The following is a 19,995-nucleotide window of genomic DNA, read 5'->3' on the forward strand; positions in this document are numbered from 1 at the left end:
AGTTAGCTTCTCAAAGTATTTGGAAGACTCTTAATTCTTTCCTCATTAGGTGTGACGAACAGTGTCTTTTGATGATCATAGATTACAAATCCCGGCTTGGAACCGCTTGGCTTACGTACATAGCGGATCAATGTACAGTCCACAGGCACACTGCTGGACTGTTTGGCTTGGCTGAAATAAGCGGCAAGTTGAGCGGCTTCTTCTAGCGTTGCATCTCCAAATTGCTCACTTCGGATGACCACGTGTGATCCGGGGATGTCCTTGGTATGCAGCCAAGTATCATTCGGAGAAGCCAGCCGATTGGTGACGTATTCGTTCTGCAAATTATTTTTGCCGACATAAATATCGATTCCTTCCGAAGAGGTGAAGACCTGTAATGTGGGTCTGGTGGCCTTTTTCTTCTTTTTACCCTTTTTGCTCCGGTCACGCAGATAACCTTGGCTTACAAGCTCGTCGCGGATCTCCTCAATGTCGTTGAGGGAAGCGTGGGCAAGTTGCTGCAGCAGACTCTCCATATACAAAATTTCCTCATGCGTCTTCAAAAGCTGTTCATTAATAACAAGCAGGCTGTTTTTATATTTGTTGTATTTTTTGAAATAACGTTGTGCATTGTCCGAAGGATTTAATAACGGATCGAGCGGAACCACCATTTCCGCCTGATTTTCATCATAATAATTGACCAAGGAGGCTTCTTTATCCCCTTTGGATACCGCGTGTAATGAAGCGAAAAGCAACTCACCCCAAATGCGGTAACGATCAGCATCCTGAGCTTCGTCGAGATCCTTCTGCAAATTCGCGAGTTTTTTAACGTTTTTGCTCCGTTCATTGCTGAGGAAACGGATCAAATCACTCACCCGTTGCTTTACAGTATCGCGCTCGGCTTTATCCCCGTAATAATCCTCCATACATTCACTGATGGAGTTGTAATGTTTCGCACTCTCACCCAGAAGTGTTAAGGGGATCGCAGAAAAAATCATTTTACCTTTTGCGTTTGCACCTGCAACAGGAGAAAACTCGTTATCGCATACGGGTCCCATTACGGAATGGAAGGCAACCCATAATTTTGTTGGAAACGCTGCTTCGGTTTCTGTAACTTCGCCTTTATCCAAGGTGTTTCTCAGACGAAGAGCAATTTCACCAGCAATCAGCGGGCTCATTCCGCTGAAAGCATGTACCATCCAGCCTACCGGGTCAGCTGAGGGAGATGGACCGCCAGAGCCGTCAGGTTTTTGCTCTACTGCTTCTTTTGTGATCAGATTAGCAAGCTCTCCCTCAATGATTTCTTCTGGCTCAGCTTTCTCCTCAACATCCTCTATCAGCGCAGCTTCTTCAGCAGCTGAGATTAAATTGAGAAATTGCTCCTGGCCGATTTCCAAAGGGTTCAGCTTATGCTGCTGAGGCGGCTCTGTGTAGGCGATGCCGGGCATCACAATCCGATAGCTGCTAATCGATGGAGTTACATGATGAATGCCGTCTATGATCGTTCCAGAGCTGAGATCAGTAAGAATGATGTTACTGTGCCGACCCATGAGCTCTATGATGATCTTTTTGGCAAATACGTCACCAAGCTCATCTCTAGTCTTGACGTTTATGTGAATAATTCGTTCCATGCCTACCTGCGTAATGCTTTCAATGGTCCCTCCCTCACAATGCTTCCGCATAAGCATGCAGAACATGGGGGCTTCCGAAGGATTAATGCTGTTTCTTTCGGTAAAATGCACCCGAGGATACGTAGGATTAGCAGAGAGCAGCAGCTTGCCGCCGCCACCTGCGCCGCGCAGGTTAAAAATTAAATCGTGATTGTTCGGTTGATATATTTTTCCTATACGTGCACCTATGAATGATTGCAATTCGTGCACGATAGCTTTGGTAACAATGCCGTCTAATGCCATGATAAAGCTCTCCTGTCGCCGTGAAATGAATTTCTTAAATATAAGAAAGTAAAAGTTTCACACAATACTTTATGTCTTATATTTCTCGCTCAAACGCCTACCTGTCCTTATAAGGACGCCAAAGACGTTTATGCTTACCTCTCTATGATGCCATACTTTAGGACATTCGCGCAAAAGGGGAATTGGATAGGGGTGATATTATTGGACGACCTTGAATACATTTGTCATGAACAGGTGGAAAAGCTGTGCGCCGCCGGAAGTAAAGAAACGACCGGGAGGGAAAGAAAAGTCATGGAACAAAACAGTTGGCACCGTCTCGGTGCAGAAGAGCTGCAGAAAATGTTCAATGTCCAGCCAAGGACGGGCCTCAGTGATGAGGAAGCCGCGGAGAGACGAAAGGAGAACGGGTACAACGAGCTGTCGGAAGGAAAGACAGTATCTCCGTTTACCCTGCTGTTGAACCAGTTCAAGGATTTCATGGTGCTTGTGCTCATGGGTGCAACGCTTGTATCCGGGTTGCTAGGCGAATACTTGGATGCCATCACGATCATCGCGATTATCCTACTGAATGGAGCGCTTGGATTTGTTCAGGAGTTTCGCGCCGAACGTTCGCTCAGAGCTTTAAAGCAGCTCTCCGCACCTTCTGCGAAAGTGCTACGTGGAGGGAATAGCGAGATTATCCCAGCCAAGCTGTTGGTGCCAGGCGATATTGTCTTGCTGGAGAGTGGTGATCGGATTCCTGCTGATGTACGTTGGTTGGAATGCAGTGCTCTATATGTGGAAGAATCCGCACTTACTGGGGAATCATTGCCTGTCTCGAAGCATTCGGAAGCGATCCGTGCAGAAGAGATTCCGCTTGGTGATCAGAAGAATTTAGGCTTCATGGGCACTATGGTAACCAGAGGAACAGGGAGAGCTGTTGTAATCCGTACCGGTATGAATACGGAAATGGGTAAGATAGCAGATCTAATCCAAAATACGGATTCTCAGGAAACACCTTTGCAGCACCGGCTTGAGCAACTAGGAAAGATTCTGATCTACGTATCTCTGGGATTGACAATTGTAGTTGTGGCAGCAGGTATTCTGCATGGACAGCCTGCCACCTCCATGTTCTTGGCTGGTGTGAGCTTGGCAGTTGCCGCGATTCCGGAAGGGCTCCCCGCTATTGTAACTATCGCGCTTGCGCTAGGTGTGCAGCGGATGATCAAACGCAAAGCTATCGTTCGTAAATTGCCGTCAGTGGAAACGCTGGGCTGTGCCTCGGTAATCTGTTCAGACAAGACAGGAACTTTAACGCAGAATAAAATGACGGTGACCCGATTATGGACGGGTGGACGTGGTCTTGAGGTAACAGGCGAAGGGTATGCTCCAAATGGACAGGTTCTGGAGAAAGGTAAAGCAGTGGATCTAAAACATGATCAAAGCTTACGGCGGATGTTGCAGGTCGGCGCATTATGCAGCAACGCGGAAATCATCGAGACCTTCCAGTCTGAAGTGCGAGGCAAACGCAAAGGGAAGGATAAGGATGCTATTCTTGAAAAGTCTGCAGACAACACTTCCGTTTGGGAACTGAAGGGCGACCCGACTGAAGGAGCACTCGTGGCACTGTCAGGAAAGATGGGTCTGACCGCTCAGACGCTTGCTGTAACCTACACTCGTGAACAGGAATTTCCGTTTGATTCTGAACGGAAGCTGATGTCTGTGATCGTAGGCCATCCTGGAGGACGGATGGTATGTACAAAAGGTGCGCCCGATGTACTGCTCAATCGCTGCTCATACATGCTTTGGGAGGGCGGTGTTGTGCCTTGTACGCCGACTTTGCGGCAAAAGGTGCTTGATGCCAATGAGCAGATGGCTTCTGGAGCCCTTCGTGTGCTAGGTATGGCTTACCGGGATATGCGTCCAAATGAACATGTGAATAGTGAAAAGGATGCGGAGAATCAATTAGTCTTTATTGGTTTGGCTGGAATGATTGATCCGCCACGTCGTGAAGTCCGCGATGCCATCAGCGTCACACGCCGGGCCGGGATTAAGACGGTTATGATTACCGGTGACCATGGAACAACTGCCGAGGCTATTGCTCACCAGCTGGGAATTCTGCAGCGTGGTGGAACGGTGCTGACAGGTGCTCAGTTAACCCGGATGGATGATGATGAGCTGGATAAGGTATCGGACAATGTGTATGTATTCGCCCGCGTATCTCCAGAGCATAAGCTTCGGATCGTTAAATCGCTACAACGTCATGGTCACGTAGTGGCTATGACCGGAGATGGAGTGAATGACGCTCCAGCCATTAAGGCTGCGGACATCGGAATAGCCATGGGTATCACAGGCACAGATGTGACCAAGGAAGCATCATCACTTGTTCTCGGAGATGATAACTTCTCTACGATCGTTGCTGCCATCGAAGAAGGCAGAAACATCTATGAGAATATTCGTAAATTCATTCGTTATTTGTTGGCATCCAATGTAGGAGAAATTCTGACAATGTTCTTTGCCATGATGCTCGCTCTGCCATTGCCACTCGTTCCCATTCAAATCCTTTGGGTCAATCTGGTGACAGACGGACTGCCAGCGATGGCCCTTGGCGTGGATCAGCCCGAGAAGGATTTGATGGAGCATAAACCGCGTGGTGCGAAAGAGAATATTTTTGCCCGCCGCTTAGGCTGGAAAATTATAAGCCGTGGACTCTTAATTGGCTTATGTACGCTAGGAGCATTTTGGCTAACTTTACGTATAGCACCAGAGAATCCTGCACAATTGATTCGCGCACAGTCGGTGGCTTTTGCGACACTCGTTATGGCACAGTTGATCCACGTCTTCGATTGCCGCAGCTCGCGCTCAGTGTTCCACCGCAATCCGTTCCAGAATAAGTATCTAGTGCTTGCCGTATTGTCATCAGTCTTACTGATGCTGGCCGTAATGTACGTGCCTGTGCTCCAGCCTGTCTTCAAAACAGTGCCGCTCAATTTCCGCGAATGGTGTCTGGTGTTTGTAACAGCGGGGATCCCAACCTTCTTGATGGGTGCCGGCAGTGTTTGGGGAGGCAAACGTAATCGGGGGCGCAGCGGCAGTACGATGATAAAAAGTACAAAAATTTCAGCATAAAGTCAATACTAATGCTCCATTCCTAAAGGTATACTTGTTGCAGTTAACCGCTCATATGCTTGCGAAATGCTAAATTACACAGAACCTTAAGCTTAAGCGAATGCTAACATAACATAACCTTTAGGAGTGGACTTTTAATGGAATTTACAAAAATGCACGGCCTCGGTAATGACTTCATCGTTGTTTTCGGTGAGCAAGAGCTGCCAAGTAATGCAGCGGAGCTTGCTGTAACCCTATGCAACCGGTTCTTTGGAATCGGTGCTGACGGACTGGTATATATCCTTCCTTCTGAGCGTGGCGATTTCATGATGCGTATTATGAATTCTGATGGTTCGGAGGCGGAGCAGTGCGGAAATGCCATTCGCTGTGTCTCTAAATATGTATATGACCACGGACTGGTAAGCTCAGAGCAGATTGTAATAGAAACGATTGGTGCCGGAGAACAAAAGGTTACATTAAACGTGAAAGACGGTGTTGTGGAGACTGTAACCGTAGATATGGGCGAACCTGTATTGTCCGGTCTGCAAATTCCAGTATCTATTGATGCAGAGCCAGTGCTCTCTCAGCCGATTGAAGCGGACGGAACCGAATTTACGTTTACAGCGGTATCCATGGGAAATCCTCATTGCGTGATTTACGTAGAAGATGCAGTGAATTTTGATCTTGCCACATGGGGACCTAAGCTTGAGGTACATCCTTTGTTCCCGAGAAAAGTAAACGTTGAATTCGCAACGGTACTGGATCGGGGGAGAGTGGATATGCGTGTCTGGGAACGTGGGGCAGGACCTACGCTTGCCTGTGGCACTGGAGCCTGTGCAACCCTTGTCTCCTCTGTGCTGAATGATCTTACAGACCGGGCAGCTTGGATTAGTCTAAAGGGCGGCGATCTCTATATTGAATGGAATGAAGAGGATAATCATGTGTATATGACTGGACCTGCTGAGGTCGTATTCACGGGCAGTGTAGCAATATAAAAAAATAACAAAAAAGGCAGTCCAAGAGCGCGTTCTTGGACTGCCTTTTTTGTGTTTCTAACCTGATGTGACTTTAAGCAGCCGAATAATGGAAGGAGTAACCGAGAATAATACTACAATGTTTATGAAAAAAAGGAGGGGAGCTTGTTGAACATCAACGGGTTAACTAAAAGAAATAAATCCGGTAAGGGACAGCAAGCAGACCCGGAGGGTTCAGGTTCTGGAGCCAGATTAACCATTCATCTGGAGCAGACACTAAACAATATCATTACCGAGCTGGGAGATAGTCCGGATCTTAGAATCCGCCAGGTAAAGCTTGGTGAGCAATCCTTTGTTGAGGCTGCTGCGGTACATCTTAATGGTCTAGCTAAGACAGAAACCGTTAATCAATTTGTAATGGGTTCATTGCTCTCTATTACGGATGAGATGCTCAAGGAAAGCAATACTGCAGCAAATAATCTGAATGACCTCATCTTAAACCGTGCCCTGGAAATAGGTGAAGCGCAGCTGCAGGAGGATTGGAACGAGGTGCTGCTCGGAATTCTTTCTGGGAAGACACTGATTCTCATTGAAGGTTATGACAGTGGCATCATGTGTGAGACTGAAGGAGGGGAAGCTCGTTCTGTCACTGAACCCTCGACTCAGCTAGTTGTGCGTGGTCCAAAGGATAGCTTTGTTGAATCTTTGGCTACGAATGTCTCATTAATACGCAGAAGAATAAGATCACCCAAACTAAGGCTCGAGCATGTGAAGATCGGGTCGGTAACTCAGACCGATGTGGCTTTAATGTACATCAAGGATACTGCGGACGAGAAGCTGGTTGAAGAAGCTAGAAAACGACTGCAACAGATTAATGTAGATGCCATCATGGAATCCGGTTATATCGAAGAGCTGATTCAGGATAAGACCTTTACCCCTTTTCCAACGATCAATAACAGCGAGCGGCCAGACGTGGCTGCAACGAATCTGTTAGAAGGGAGGGTAGTGATTGTCGTTGATGGCACCCCCTTTGTATTGATTTTGCCTGCGGTTTTCACTCTTTTTTTTCAGTCAGCTTCGGATTATGCGCAAAGGTTCGATATTGCTATTCTGATGCGAATTATTCGGTATATCAGTTTTATCGTGCTTATTCTAGGGCCTTCCGTGTATATAGCTTTGACGACGTTTCATTATGAGATGATCCCTACGACTTTGCTGATCAACCTGTTATCGCAACGAGAAAATGTGCCTTTCCCCGCTTTTGTCGAAGCTATTCTAATGGAAGGTGCGTTTGAGATCATCCGGGAAGCGGGAGTAAGAATGCCGCGTGCAGTTGGGCAGACCGTATCTGTAGTAGGTGCTCTGATTCTTGGTCAGGCCGTGGTAGAGGCTGGAATTATTACGCCCGTTATGGTGATTGTGGTCGCGTTGACCGGGATTGCGAGCTTTGCCATTCCAGCGTATAACATGGCGATTGCGGGCAGAATTATCCGCTTTGGTTTTTTGATATTGGCCGGTATGTTTGGTTTTTACGGGATTACATTGGGTTTAATCGTACTGGTTGCACATATGAACAGTCTGCGGACTTTTGGCGTTCCTTATTTGTCTCCAATCGTGCCTTTGTCATCCAGAGGTCAGAAGGATGCTGTCTTAAGGCTGCCTTTGTGGGCGCTTGGCACAGCAGAACCAGCTCCTGCTACTGCGCAGCAAGGGAACATTTCAGAAGGGAAGGAGATCACAACCGGACATGAACAGAACCTATCTCCAAAAATTCTTGATAAGACTAAAGGGACACAGTCGCATAAGAAAGGAAAGCAAGATTCTGAGTAAATGCAATTTTTTCTTAGCAGGACTTTTACCTTGCGTATTGATCTGTCTTAGTCTCACAGGCTGCTGGGATAGTGTGGAATTAAACAGAAGAGCCATCGTTTCGGGTGTGTCCATAGATAGAGGACCTACAGAAGAAGAGAAATACGTAGTATCCTTTCAGGTTATCGTTGCTGACGAAATCTCTGGGAAGAACGCTAGAGGGACTTCACCTGTTTCGGTATATAAAGGTAGCGGCCGCTCTATGTTTGAAGCATTAGCCAATGCCTCACGTCAGACTGCACGTTTTTTGTCTTTAGGACATATTCGGGTAGTCATCATTTCCGAGAAGTTCGCGCAAGAAGGCATCAAGGATATCATGGATGTGCTGGAAAGGGAAAGTGAAACCCGGCTGACAAGCCTGATTTTTATTTCCAAGGGACAGCCTGCTAGTGAATGTATGACGACTATGACCGTGTTCGGAAGAATTCCATCCAACGATTTGGTGGAAAAGCTGCAGACGACCTCCAAGCAATTCGGATATAACTATCGGATGGAAGTGGATGATATTATCCGGGGGATACAGGTTCCTGGTGGGGGGCCAGTGATCAATGGCGTGCTAGTGACTGGAGATTTGGAGCAGAGGGAAAGTAATGATAATTTAAAAAAAATAAGACCGGAGGCCATAATAAAAGTTACGGGTCTTGCAGCTTTTAAAGAAGACAAGCTTAAAGGGTGGCTGCAAGGGGAGGATGCGATCGGTACCGTTCTGCTTAAGAATAAAATCTCTCAGATGCCGGTACTGGTCTCGATAGGTGAGAATGATTATATATCGTTTAATGTGTATTTATCACAGGTACATATCCACGCTGATGCGAAAGACATAGAGCATCCTATCTTCACGATTAACGTCACTCAGCAGGCTGGATTAAAGGAATCGCCCAATGGCTTGGATCTAACAGATCCAACGGTGTTAAATAATCTTTCGAAGCTTTTGGAAAAGAATATTAAAGAACAGATCCGCGCTGCCATAACAACTGCCCGTTCGTTAAAAAGTGATTATCTAGGTTTTGGTGAAGCAGCAGAAAGAGCTAATCCACGTGGCTGGAAACAAGTAAAAGATCATTGGGACCGTATATTTGAAACCTGCCAGATTAATATCAATACGGATGCTGTGATCAGGCATACGGATATGCGGAGTGATTCCTTTCAGTCCAAGTATAAGTAATGACGATAAAGGAGGGGCAGCTATGGGAAAAATAAAAATAGGACTACTCCAATTTTTCACGTTGACTTTGTTGTTTGAACTTGGAACAGCACTGGTAGTGAATCTTGGGATGGAGTCTGGTAAGGATGCGTGGATATCCATACTGCTCGGAAATTTGATCGGTTTGATTATTTTTTCGGGGTACACTAATTTATACAGAAAGTTTCCGGATCTCCCCTTAACGGCATATACCCGCAAGCTGCTGGGAAGATCCTTAGGTACGGTGATTTCCGTTCTCTACATTATTCTTTTTCTCAATTTAGCGGGTCGTGATTTACGGGATGGCAGTTCCATGCTGGTTATGGCTACCATGCATCGCACACCTTTATTTGTTATATCTACGTTGATGATCTTATCTTCTGCGTATGTTTTGCATAAAGGAGTAGAGGTATTATCCCGAACTTCATTGGTATTCGCAACTCTCGTAATGCTGATCGGTATATTTTGCTCGATCATGCTGATGTTATCGGGCTCCATTAATTTGAATCGATTGCTTCCTGTTTTTGAGAATGGGTTCCAGCCTGTGATCGAATCTGTCATTCGCCAGAACTATATGTTCCCTTTTGGTGAAATGATTTGTTTTACCATGCTAATGCCCTATCTGAACAATGTTAAAAAAGGTCCTTGGGTCATCGGAGCAGGGATATTTGTTTCAGGTTTGCTCTTAAGTCTGACTATGATGCTGAATATCTCCGTGCTGGGCACAGATATTGTGAAACGTTCACCCCTCCCTCTGATGCCCACGATTAGCAAGATTTCAATCTCTGATTTTATTCAACGTGTGGATATTCTAGTAGTTATGGTGCTGATTATCGGCGTTTTTTTCAAAATGTCAGTGTTTTTTGCGGCGGCACTTATAGGAATTTCCGAATTGTTCAAAATTCCTTACCGGAGAATGGTCTATCCCTGTGCTCTGATCATTCTGTTCAGCTCGATGTTGAACGCGCGGAGCTTTACTGAACATATTAATGAGGGAGGGAGATTGTTATATACGATTTTCCCCTTCTTTATGGTGTTGATCCCTGTAATTCTTGTCATTGTTGCGGCGATAAGAAGTCATCTTTCCCCGCCACGTTCTGGTTGATGTCCTGTTTTCCAGTAGTAGATATCGGGGATGAACAAGCAGAGCAGCAAAATACAAGCCGTTGCTTTCTCAGAGGCGGTATAGAATAGATAATTAAGGATATAGCCGACGTTACCCAGCCCATAGCCATACAGCCAATCTAGCAAATAAATATACAATAAGCAGAGAGTGGCTAGCAGTAAAGTTACAGCGTATTTTCGGATCAGAAACTTTCTTGTTTTTTTCTTCAAAGTATTCTCTCCTTTATGGAAATATCAGCATTAACGTTAGTATGAAGCTTTTTATAGATGAACATGCATGGTGGATATTTTGGGCTAAATGCATTTCTTTTGGAAAGCTTATCATCCATACCGATTTATGTTACATTAGTATGAAACTAAAGTTAGAAACTAATGTGGCAGGGGAGGATCTTGTTGTGAAGCCGGATTTACGTTCCGCATGGGGAAATAAAGTATTAGTCGGAGACGGAGCGATGGGCACCTACTTATATCAGAAGGGTTTCCCGGTCGGCATTTCCTATGAAGAATTGAATTTGACCTCTCCGGGGGTAATCGAAGATGTTCACCGCAGCTATATTGAGGCAGGGGCAGTGCTGCTGGAGAGCAACACCTTCTCGGCGAACTATGACAGGCTCTCTAAATATGGTCTAGAATCTAAGGTTGAGGAAATCAATCGAGCCGGGGTTAGAATCGCTCGCCGGGCTGCTGGAGATCATGGGTATGTATTAGGAGCTGTAGGATCTATTCGCGCGGGCAAACGTGCGAATCTCTCTTCCACAGAGCTGAAAAAATATTTTACACAGCAGATTGCTGCATTGTTAGAAGAGGACGTAGATGGCATTATGCTGGAAACCTTCTACGATGTTGAGGAACTGCATTTAGCTCTAAGAACGCTCCGCAAGATCAGCTCGCTTCCTGTAGTTTGCCAATTAGCTGTCGATGAAACAGCACGCACATTAGATGGATTAACTTTGCCGGAAGCTTTTCGTATCCTGGAAAGCGATGGTGCTGATGTTATCGGATTTAACTGTAACACAGGCCCGAACGGAATGAAGCGGGCGCTCAAAGCTGTACAAGGGAGTCTGGTTTTGCCAGCTTCTGTGTATCCAAATGCGGGTGTAGCGGATTATGTAGACGGAGAATACCGGTACGGGGCTTCTCCAGAATATTTTGGGCAAATGGCGCAGACTTTTGCGGAGATGGGCTGCCGGATAATCGGTGGTTGCTGTGGTACAACTCCGCAGCATATCGCAGAAATCTCGTCTGCACTGAAGAATTATGTACCGCAACCGCTTCCTAAACCGTTGCCACCTACTGTGGAGCGTGTATCGCTGCAAGATAATTTTGGCGATGATGGTAGAGAGGGTAGAGAGCCGAACCTGGTTGATCTGGTAAAGGAACGACATACGGTTATTGTTGAGCTTGATCCACCTCGTGAATTGGATATCGCAAAGTTTATGCAGGGTGCAGAAGCGCTAAGAAGAGCAGGCGCGGATGCGTTGACACTCGCCGACAACTCTCTGGCTGTTACACGGATGAGCAATATGGCGTTGGGGCATTTGGTGCACGCTAAAACCGGACTTCGTCCGCTAGTGCATATTGCTTGCCGGGATCGTAATTTGATTGGTACTCAATCCCATTTGATGGGTTTTGATGCGCTTGGAATTGATCATGTGCTGGCCGTAACAGGTGATCCTGCGAAATTTGGAGATCTTCCCGGCTCAAGCTCGGTTTATGATTTAACTTCTTTTGAGATAATTAGAATGATCAAGCAGCTGAATGACGGGATTTCCTTCTCAGGTAAACCTTTGAAACAGAAAGCGAATTTTGTAATCGGAGCTGCGTTTAACCCGAATGTTAAACATTTGGATAAGGCAGTGCAACGTCTGGAGAAGAAAATCGCCTCTGGTGCCGACTATATTATGACCCAGCCTGTCTATGATCAGGAACTTATCGTGAAGATAGCTGAGGCAACAGCACATTTGGAAATCCCTGTATTCATTGGGGTTATGCCACTGGCAAGCGGACGAAATGCAGAGTTTCTGCATAATGAGGTTCCCGGTATTCAGCTTACGGACGATGTCCGCAACCGCATGAAGGGACTTGAAGGGGAAGCTGGAAGAGCAGAAGGTGTCGCTATCGCTAAGGAACTGTTAGATGTTGCTACTGCCCATTTTAATGGGATCTATCTGATGACTCCGTTCATGTTCTACGATATGAGTGCACAGCTAATGGAGTATGTGTGGGAGAAATCAGGACGCAAATTGTCCCCCTTGTTTCGCTAGTAATAATCAATTACAATAGTGTAATGGATGTGATTCCGTTGTCATTTAGCATGACCGGATACGGTCAATCGTCCCTGCAATTCGGCGGCTACAAGATTATGTTCGAAGTGAAATCGGTGAATCACCGGTACTGCGAAGTTGTACTGCGGATGCCCCGGGATTGGACGGGTTATGAGGATGTGTTGAGAAGAAAGGTTCAGCAGCACATCAAACGGGGAAGAATAGATGTTACCATCAATAGAGAGCACGATGAGTCGACTGTTAGACCGGTTCTGAATCACTCTGCTGTAATGACCTATCTAAAGGCAGCAGAGCAGCTTAAGAATGAATATGGTTTGAGTGGTGAGTTGACTTTACGTGATATACTTTCTATACCCGGTATTATGGACAGCAAAGACGAGGCTGCGGGTGCCGTGTCTGCGACATTAGAAGACTACTCCGAAGTATTGGAGGCGGGACTTGAGCAGTGTTTGCAGTCTCTGCTGGAGATGCGCGCCCGTGAAGGAAGTTTTCTAGCCGCTGATATTGAACAGCGCCTGAACCATCTTGAGAACATGCATGCTGAAATGGTTGAACTTGCACCTGTCGTAATCATTGAATATCGAGAGAAACTTCGACATCGATTAAATGAACTAAATGATGGGACGTTCGCTTTTGATGAGCATAAATTCGGGATGGAGATCGCTATTTTTGCAGATCGCTGTAATATTGATGAAGAGTTGACCCGGTTGTATAGTCATTTCGAGCAATGCAGAGCCCTCCTGAAGGGGAAAGGACCGGTAGGACGCAAACTGGATTTTCTCATTCAGGAGATGAACCGTGAGACGAATACAATCGGATCGAAATGCAATCATCTAACTCTCGTGGGTCTTGTGCTAGATATGAAAGCAGAACTGGAGAAGATTCGAGAACAAGCTGCGAACATAGAGTAATCGGGAATAGGTAATAGCATAGAACTTTATGGGGGGAACTACCGGAACATGGCAATCAAACTTATTAACATTGGCTTTGGAAATATTGTGTCTGCCAACCGCATTATTTCTATCGTCAGTCCGGAATCTGCACCAATCAAACGTATTATCCAGGAGGCACGTGATCGGCATATGTTGATCGACGCCACCTATGGCCGACGGACTCGTGCCGTAATCATTACAGATAGTGATCATGTCATCCTATCGGCTGTACAGCCGGAGACTGTGGCGCATCGCTTATCCAGTAAAGATGACGACAACGACGAATAACAACTAAATGGAGTGTATTATGTCAAAAGGATTGCTCATCATATTATCCGGACCTTCCGGCGTAGGTAAAGGTACTGTTTGTACAGCACTACGTCCGAAGATGCCCGAACTTGTCTACTCAGTTTCTGCTACTACTCGCAGTCCGCGTGCGGGTGAGGAAGATGGCGTCAACTATTTTTTCAAAAGCAAAGATGAATTTATGGCAATGATCGAAGCCGATCAATTGCTTGAATACGCGGAGTACGTAGGTAATTATTACGGTACTCCACGTGATTTTGTGGAGAGAACTCTCAATAGCGGCAAAGACATTATTCTCGAAATTGAGGTTCAAGGCGCTCTCAAAGTTAAAGAGAAATTTCCTGAAGGGATTTTTGTGTTCCTTCTTCCTCCATCCATGGACGAGTTGAAGGACCGCATTCGCGGACGGGGTACTGAGCATCCAGATGTGATCGATCACCGCATGACTGTAGCGGAGGATGAGATCAACTTAATGCAGCATTATGATTATGCTGTTGTGAATGATGAGATTGATCTGGCTTGTAAGAGAATAGAAAGCATTATTATCGCCGAACATTGTAAAGTCAGATAATTTATGCTGAAGGTCAAATGTATTAACAGTAAACTATGAAGAGGTGTCCCAGTGCTATATCCATCCATTGATGAAATGATGACTAAGGTTGACAGTAAGTATTCGCTCGTTGTCGCTGCTGCACGTCGTGCTAGACAATTGCGTGAGGGTGGCAAGACAGATGTGAAGAATCCTAGATCGCATAAATTTGTTGGTGTTGCTCTTGAGGAAATTTACGAAGATCGCATTACTCTAACCCGCGGTGAAGAGTAGTCTCAAGCATAAGTAATAATGACCTATTGTAGAAACGGATGCCGCCTATTTGTTTTGAGGCGCTGCCGTTTCTTCTTGGGTTATGGAGCATTTACGGGTCTTAAATTTATGATGAAAGCCCAGAACCGGGCTCTTTATGACAACCGGAAGGTTGTTATTTTTTTCTCGTCGTAAAGATAGCCATTCGTTGTAAGAGTAGGGAACAGGGGGGAGATCATGTTGAAGAGCTTGAAGGGGAAGACTATTTTACTTGGGATCACAGGAGGAATTGCTGCTTATAAAGCGGCGTCCTTGACCAGTAAGCTTGTCCAAAAAGGTGCCGAGGTCCATGTCATTATGACAGCTTCGGCGAAGCAGTTCATTACAGAATTAACTCTACAGTCACTATCGAAGCAACGAGTATACAGCGATACATTCCAGGAGAGAGATCCATCCTCCATTTCACATATTGATCTGGCAGATGCTGCGGATCTTGTGCTGGTAGCACCCGCGACCGCAAATATGATTGCCAAAATGGCGCACGGGATCGCCGATGATATGTTATCTACAACGCTGCTAGCTACTACGGCTCCTATTATGGTTGCACCAGCTATGAATGTTCATATGTATCAGCATCCAGCTGTACTTAATAATTTGAATATTCTCGCTACTCGGGGCATTCAATTTATTGAGCCTGGTGAAGGACTGCTGGCATGTGGATACGTTGGCAAAGGTCGGCTAGAAGAGCCAGAGGCTATTGTGAGTGTGGTTGAGAATTTTTTTGCACATCAAGCAAGCGTCGCATCCAAACCTCTTGTGGGTAAAAAAATCGTCATCACAGCGGGTGGAACGGTAGAACGCATTGATCCAGTACGTTATATCTCCAATGATTCATCAGGTAAAATGGGCTTCGCATTAGCACGTGCTGCGCGCGCAATGGGAGCTGAGGTAACGTTGATTGCTGCGCGTACAGATGAGGCCCCTCCACAGGATCCAGAGATTTCAGTCATTCGTGTTCAATCTGCACAGGAAATGTATGAAGCAGTTACCGCACAGTGGGACAGCTGCGATATTATGATCAAGGCGGCGGCTGTATCGGATTACCGTCCGAAGCATAGTGAGCCTTCTAAGATTAAAAAAAGCGGAGAGACGATGACGCTTGAGCTTGTGAAGACAACGGATATTCTGGAAACACTCGGTAAGAACAAAAACAAGCAGTTTTTGGTTGGCTTTGCTGCGGAAACGGGCAATACGGAATTTTATGCTAAGGACAAGCTGGTCCGCAAAAACTGCGATCTCATCGTTGCTAACAATGTAGCGGCTGCAGGAGCCGGATTTGGAGCGGATACGAATATCGTTTCGATATATGATGTGAATGGATTGGTGCTTGAATTGCCACAATTGTCGAAGGATGAGGTTGCTCGTCGTTTGCTGACGCTCGTGGCAGAGCGAATTACTGGAGCTTCATTATAATGGATATCGCCAAGGTCATTGTGGATGTGCCTGTACGCAGCACTGACCGGCCATTTGATTATAGTATTCCAGAATCCCTGAAATTATGGATTGAAGTGGGCAGTCGGGTAGCCGTTCCGTTTGGGCACCGGACAGTCCAAGGTTTTGTAGTTTCTTTAGAATCAGGCGAGACTCTAGTGAATCCTAGCCTGAAGCCAATCCAAGAAGTGTTGGATCTGCTCCCGCCTTTATCTCCTGAATTAGTTGAGCTTGCGGACTGGATGAGTAAAAGATATGCATGTAGACGAATTTCAGCACTGCAGGCGATGTTGCCCACCGCTCTAAAAGGGAAGGCAGAACGGCTGATTTCACTTGGAGATGTGCAGGAAGAGACAGCATTTCCAGCGGATGAATTGTTCCCAATGTTTGCGGACACAGGGGATGAGGAACGGCTAATCACAGAATTTATTGGACGTAGTGGCGAAGTTTCCATGAAGCAGCTTACTCGTGCATTTCCTGAGGCTGCTGAGACGGTGAAGTTCATGCTGCGGCGTGGAGTACTTATAGAGAGTCAATCCATTAAGGATAAAATGGGCAAGAAAAAGCTCAAGGCAGTCGATCTGGCGATAGGTGTCACTGCTGCCCGTGAGGCTTTGAACAAATTTCCGAAAAAATCAGCACGCCAGAAGGAAGTTCTGAGCTTTTTAGTTGATATGGAAGCTACACTCCCCATGGCCCTTAAAGAAGTTTTGTCTGCACTCCAAGTAACGGCAAGTACTGTAAAGGCCTTGGAGGAAAAAGGATTTATCGAGATCAGTGAAATTGAAGTCTATCGCGATCCTTATCAAGGGCGAGATTTTAAACCTACCGCACCTCTACCGCTCACAGCGGAACAAGAGGTCGTATATACAAGGATTTCTCGAACCGTAGAAGAGCAGCTTCACGAAGTATTTCTGCTTCATGGCGTTACGGGTAGTGGTAAGACAGAGATCTATTTGCAGTGTATTAAACGTTGTTTAGATCAGGGTAGACAGGCTGTTGTTCTTGTTCCAGAGATTGCTTTAACGCCACAAATGGTGGAGCGGTTTAAGGGACGGTTCGGCAGCGGGGTCGCGGTTATGCATAGCCGGCTGTCTGTTGGTGAGCGCTACGATGAGTGGCGTAAAATCCGTGAAGGAAAGGCCACAGTCGCTGTAGGCGCAAGATCGGCCGTGTTTGCTCCTTTCTCCAACTTAGGGCTGATTATTATGGATGAAGAACATGAGACCTCTTATAAACAGGAGGAGAATCCGAAATATCATGCCCGTGATGCTGCTATTCGTAGAGCGGAGCAGTGTGGGGCAGCTGTGATTCTTGGATCTGCCACGCCTTCGCTGGAAAGCTATCATGCTGCAAGATCGCAGAGTGATATTCATTTTTCACCGGTACTGCTGGAGATGCCTACCCGTGCGCTTGGAAATGAACTTCCAAAGGTGAACGTAGTAGACATGCGGGAAGAGCTTAAAGAAGGCAACCGTTCGATGTTCAGCCGAAAGCTTCATTCAGCACTGGAAAAGAGGCTGGAACGCGGAGAACAGACGGTGCTGCTGCTTAACCGTAGAGGTTTTTCAACCTTTGTCATGTGTCGTAGCTGTGGTTATGTAGCCGGTTGTCCAGAATGTGATATCTCACTAACATATCATAGCCGTAGTGACAATTTGCGTTGTCATTATTGTGGCCATGCTGAACCAGCACCTAAGCTTTGTCCGGAGTGTGGGAGTGAGCATATCCGGTTTTTCGGAACGGGTACACAGCGGGTGGAAGAAGAGCTTGGTAAGCTCTTCCCAGGCATACGAGTGATTCGTATGGATGTGGACACAACAACAGAAAAAGGCTCACATGAGAAGCTGCTGAACCAATTCCGGGACAAAAAAGCGGATGTTCTCCTGGGGACTCAGATGGTAGCAAAGGGACTGGATTTTCCAGATGTCACTCTTGTTGGTGTAATCACAGCAGATTCAGCATTGAACCTGCCCGATTTTCGCGCAGCAGAGAAGACATTCCAATTGCTTACACAAGTTGCAGGCAGAGCAGGCCGGCATCAGCTTCCAGGCGAAGTGGTCGTTCAGTCCTATACGCCAGAGCATTATTCCATTATTCATGCCAGCGGACATGACTATCTCTCTTTTGTACGTGAAGAGCTGAAGCATCGTAGAGGCCTCCATTATCCGCCGTATTGCAGACTCATCCTGGTCACATTGTCTCATGAACAGCTGCCGCTTCTACTGCGGATGGCAGAGAATTATGCTCTGAATCTTCAAGGAAAAGCCAGACAGCTAAGATGGTATGGAAGTCTCGATAAGCTAACCAGTGATGTGTTAGATCTGTTGGGTCCTGTGGCTTCACCTATCCCTCGATTAAAGGGTAGATATAGATTCCAGTGTATGATAAAATGGCGCGGCGCCATCGATGTAATTGGACTTGTCCGCCAAGTGGCTGAAGAGTTAGAGGATTCTGTACGGGATACTGGTCTTCAGATCAGCATTGATGTGGATCCGCAGATGTTGATGTAAATCCGTATCATGTTACAATGTAAAAAAAGAGCTTTATCAATTGACTTTAAATATAGAAATGTTCAGAACGGGAAGGTGTTTTGTAATGGCTATACGTTTGATCGTTAAGGAACCGGATGAAGTATTGCACAAAAAAGCTAAAGAAGTAGCTGTAGTTACTCCTAATGTTAAAAAATTGCTGGATGATATGGCACATACGATGTATGACGCTGAAGGAGTAGGGCTGGCGGCACCCCAAGTCGGAATTTTGAAACGTCTAATTGTGGTGGATGCGGATGAAGAGCATGGATTGATCAAAATGATTAACCCTGAAATCATCAGCATGGAAGGTGAACAGCTAGGACCAGAAGGATGTCTTAGTATTCCTGGCTTGAATGGTGATGTACGCCGTGCGGAGACTGTAACTGTACGTGGCCTTAACCGTGAGGGAAAAGAGATTACGATAACCGGCAGTGGTTTACTTGCCCGGGCTTTTCAGCATGAGATTGACCATTTGAATGGAGTTCTGTTTACAGATATCGCTGAAAAAGTGTACGAGATGACTGCTAACGAGACTGAGGAGTGAGGAATATGAAGATTGTTTTCATGGGAACTCCAGCCTTTGCGGTGCCAAGCTTGCAAATGCTGGTAGATGAAGGCTATGAAGTTGTAGCTGTCATCACCCAACCGGATCGTCCGCAGGGGAGAAAAAAGATCTTGGCTCCTTCACCAGTTAAGGAAGCCGCATTAGCTCTCGGATTACCTGTGCTTCAGCCTGAACGCATGCGTCGTCCTGAGGCAGTCGCTGAGCTGGCTGCATATGAGCCGGATTTGATCGTCACGGCTGCTTATGGTCAAATTTTGCCTAAAGCTGTGTTGGACTTACCGCGGAATGGTTGTGTGAATGTACACGGTTCGTTGCTTCCTAAATATCGGGGAGGTGCTCCGATTCAGCGTAGTATCATCAATGGTGAGAAAGTGACCGGCGTTACTTTGATGTATATGGCGGAAGGGCTGGATACCGGTGACATGATCTCTCGTGTCGAAGTGGCTATTGAGGCTGAAGATACCTCTGGAACTCTTTTTGAGAAGCTAAGCCTAGCGGGACGAGATCTGTTAAAGTCTGAAATGCCACGTTTAGTGAGTGGAAAAGTTCAAGCTGTTCAGCAAGACGATAGTGAGGCAACTTATGCTCCTAACCTTAATCGCGAGGATGAACGTTTGGATTGGAACGCGAGCTCGCGTGATAACTATAATCGAATTCGTGGATTAGTTCCTTTTTCCGGCGCATTCACGCTCTGGAATGGTGAGACCTTTAAAGCTTGGGCTTCTAAACTGCCTGAAGAGCAGAAAGCAAGCGATAGTGCTCCAGGAACGGTGCTTTCTGTAACCGAGCAAGGTGTCGAAGTGAAAACAGGTGACGGAAGTCTGCTGCTGACAACGGTTCAACCTGCTGGCAAAAAAGCAATGAGTGCGGCCGATTTTAGCCGTGGTGCTGTTATGAAGCCAGGGACGGTGTTAGGTTGAGCGGCGGTGGAAATGGTGTTGGCCGATCAG

The 19,995-nt window shown here is 46.3% G+C and carries 16 protein-coding genes; 14 read left to right on the plus strand and 2 right to left on the minus strand.

The features are described 5' to 3' along the window. Positions 1 to 2: 2 nt before the first annotated feature. Entirely contained in the window at positions 3 to 1,892 is a 1,890-nt protein-coding gene (locus tag MHH46_RS12425; protein ID WP_076189873.1) for an NFACT family protein, read from the minus strand. 291 nt (positions 1,893 to 2,183) lie between these two features. Here MHH46_RS12425 and MHH46_RS12430 point away from each other — a divergent pair, with 291 nt between their 5' ends. The 5 genes from MHH46_RS12430 to MHH46_RS12450 all read left to right on the plus strand — a co-directional run bounded on the left by MHH46_RS12430 (position 2,184) and on the right by MHH46_RS12450 (position 10,110). Continuing rightward, positions 2,184 to 5,000, plus strand: a complete 2,817-nt coding sequence (locus tag MHH46_RS12430; protein WP_076189874.1) for a calcium-translocating P-type ATPase, SERCA-type — start codon at positions 2,184 to 2,186, stop codon at positions 4,998 to 5,000. A gap of 137 nt (positions 5,001 to 5,137) precedes the next feature. After that, complete coding sequence (gene dapF / locus MHH46_RS12435) at positions 5,138 to 5,974, plus strand: diaminopimelate epimerase (RefSeq protein WP_076129138.1); 837 nt, start codon at positions 5,138 to 5,140, stop codon at positions 5,972 to 5,974. Between the two features lie 147 nt (positions 5,975 to 6,121). After that, positions 6,122 to 7,783, plus strand: a complete 1,662-nt coding sequence (locus MHH46_RS12440; RefSeq protein ID WP_076189875.1) for a spore germination protein — start codon at positions 6,122 to 6,124, stop codon at positions 7,781 to 7,783. After that, a complete protein-coding gene (locus MHH46_RS12445; RefSeq protein WP_081387714.1) occupies positions 7,701 to 8,987 on the plus strand; it encodes a Ger(x)C family spore germination protein in 1,287 nt (428 codons plus the stop codon). The genes MHH46_RS12440 and MHH46_RS12445 overlap by 83 nt, the downstream gene beginning before the upstream one ends. Positions 8,988 to 9,009: 22 nt before the next feature. Further along, positions 9,010 to 10,110, plus strand: a complete 1,101-nt coding sequence (locus tag MHH46_RS12450) for a GerAB/ArcD/ProY family transporter (protein WP_076189876.1) — start codon at positions 9,010 to 9,012, stop codon at positions 10,108 to 10,110. Here the strand turns inward: MHH46_RS12450 and MHH46_RS12455 are convergent. After that, positions 10,083 to 10,340: a hypothetical protein gene (locus tag MHH46_RS12455; protein WP_036686181.1), complete on the minus strand. Its 258-nt coding sequence runs from the start codon at positions 10,338 to 10,340 to the stop codon at positions 10,083 to 10,085. The two genes, MHH46_RS12450 and MHH46_RS12455, sit on opposite strands and share 28 nt — an antisense overlap. A 185-nt stretch (positions 10,341 to 10,525) precedes the next feature. Between MHH46_RS12455 and MHH46_RS12460 the strand changes: the two genes are divergently transcribed. The 9 genes from MHH46_RS12460 to fmt all read left to right on the plus strand — a co-directional run bounded on the left by MHH46_RS12460 (position 10,526) and on the right by fmt (position 19,965). Continuing rightward, on the plus strand, positions 10,526 to 12,394 hold the full coding sequence (locus MHH46_RS12460) for a bifunctional homocysteine S-methyltransferase/methylenetetrahydrofolate reductase (protein WP_076189877.1): 1,869 nt from the start codon (positions 10,526 to 10,528) through the stop codon (positions 12,392 to 12,394). Between the two features lie 38 nt (positions 12,395 to 12,432). Next, on the plus strand, positions 12,433 to 13,326 hold the full coding sequence (locus MHH46_RS12465; RefSeq protein ID WP_076129143.1) for a YicC/YloC family endoribonuclease: 894 nt from the start codon (positions 12,433 to 12,435) through the stop codon (positions 13,324 to 13,326). Positions 13,327 to 13,374: 48 nt separating this feature from the next. Beyond that, positions 13,375 to 13,635 carry an extracellular matrix/biofilm regulator RemA gene (gene remA / locus MHH46_RS12470; protein WP_006209218.1) on the plus strand — a complete coding sequence of 87 codons (261 nt, stop codon included), beginning with the start codon at positions 13,375 to 13,377 and terminating at the stop codon, positions 13,633 to 13,635. Positions 13,636 to 13,654: 19 nt separating this feature from the next. Continuing rightward, on the plus strand, positions 13,655 to 14,224 hold the full coding sequence (gmk, locus tag MHH46_RS12475) for a guanylate kinase (RefSeq protein ID WP_076129144.1): 570 nt from the start codon (positions 13,655 to 13,657) through the stop codon (positions 14,222 to 14,224). Positions 14,225 to 14,275: 51 nt separating this feature from the next. Beyond that, on the plus strand, positions 14,276 to 14,476 hold the full coding sequence (gene rpoZ, locus MHH46_RS12480; RefSeq protein WP_036686188.1) for a DNA-directed RNA polymerase subunit omega: 201 nt from the start codon (positions 14,276 to 14,278) through the stop codon (positions 14,474 to 14,476). 216 nt (positions 14,477 to 14,692) lie between these two features. Continuing rightward, positions 14,693 to 15,928 (plus strand): bifunctional phosphopantothenoylcysteine decarboxylase/phosphopantothenate--cysteine ligase CoaBC, encoded by a 1,236-nt coding sequence (gene coaBC, locus MHH46_RS12485; RefSeq protein ID WP_076189878.1) that lies wholly within the window; start codon positions 14,693 to 14,695, stop codon positions 15,926 to 15,928. Next, positions 15,928 to 18,459: a primosomal protein N' gene (gene priA, locus MHH46_RS12490; protein ID WP_076189879.1), complete on the plus strand. Its 2,532-nt coding sequence runs from the start codon at positions 15,928 to 15,930 to the stop codon at positions 18,457 to 18,459. Before coaBC ends, priA begins: the two co-directional genes overlap by 1 nt. A gap of 85 nt (positions 18,460 to 18,544) precedes the next feature. Beyond that, the gene (gene def, locus MHH46_RS12495; protein ID WP_036686193.1) at positions 18,545 to 19,024 is read left to right on the plus strand and encodes a peptide deformylase; all 480 of its coding nucleotides are present in this window, start codon (positions 18,545 to 18,547) and stop codon (positions 19,022 to 19,024) included. Between the two features lie 5 nt (positions 19,025 to 19,029). Further along, on the plus strand, positions 19,030 to 19,965 hold the full coding sequence (gene fmt, locus MHH46_RS12500; protein WP_076129147.1) for a methionyl-tRNA formyltransferase: 936 nt from the start codon (positions 19,030 to 19,032) through the stop codon (positions 19,963 to 19,965). The last annotated feature ends 30 nt before the right edge of the window (positions 19,966 to 19,995 follow it).

Origin of the sequence: Paenibacillus sp. FSL H8-0175, assembly GCF_045040615.1 — a bacterium.
Lineage (GTDB): Bacteria > Bacillota > Bacilli > Paenibacillales > Paenibacillaceae > Paenibacillus_AQ > Paenibacillus_AQ odorifer.

What these genes read in the sequence shown, in the direction of transcription:
- MHH46_RS12425 (WP_076189873.1), bottom strand. Translation starts at nt 1,892, where the DNA reads ATGGCATTAGACGGCATTGTTACCAAAGCTATCGTGCACGAATTGCAA.
- MHH46_RS12430 (WP_076189874.1), top strand. Translation starts at nt 2,184, where the DNA reads ATGGAACAAAACAGTTGGCACCGTCTCGGTGCAGAAGAGCTGCAGAAA.
- dapF (WP_076129138.1), top strand. Translation starts at nt 5,138, where the DNA reads ATGGAATTTACAAAAATGCACGGCCTCGGTAATGACTTCATCGTTGTT.
- MHH46_RS12445 (WP_081387714.1), top strand. Translation starts at nt 7,701, where the DNA reads ATGAACAGAACCTATCTCCAAAAATTCTTGATAAGACTAAAGGGACAC.
- MHH46_RS12450 (WP_076189876.1), top strand. Translation starts at nt 9,010, where the DNA reads ATGGGAAAAATAAAAATAGGACTACTCCAATTTTTCACGTTGACTTTG.
- remA (WP_006209218.1), top strand. Translation starts at nt 13,375, where the DNA reads ATGGCAATCAAACTTATTAACATTGGCTTTGGAAATATTGTGTCTGCC.
- gmk (WP_076129144.1), top strand. Translation starts at nt 13,655, where the DNA reads ATGTCAAAAGGATTGCTCATCATATTATCCGGACCTTCCGGCGTAGGT.
- coaBC (WP_076189878.1), top strand. Translation starts at nt 14,693, where the DNA reads ATGTTGAAGAGCTTGAAGGGGAAGACTATTTTACTTGGGATCACAGGA.
- priA (WP_076189879.1), top strand. Translation starts at nt 15,928, where the DNA reads ATGGATATCGCCAAGGTCATTGTGGATGTGCCTGTACGCAGCACTGAC.
- def (WP_036686193.1), top strand. Translation starts at nt 18,545, where the DNA reads ATGGCTATACGTTTGATCGTTAAGGAACCGGATGAAGTATTGCACAAA.
- fmt (WP_076129147.1), top strand. Translation starts at nt 19,030, where the DNA reads ATGAAGATTGTTTTCATGGGAACTCCAGCCTTTGCGGTGCCAAGCTTG.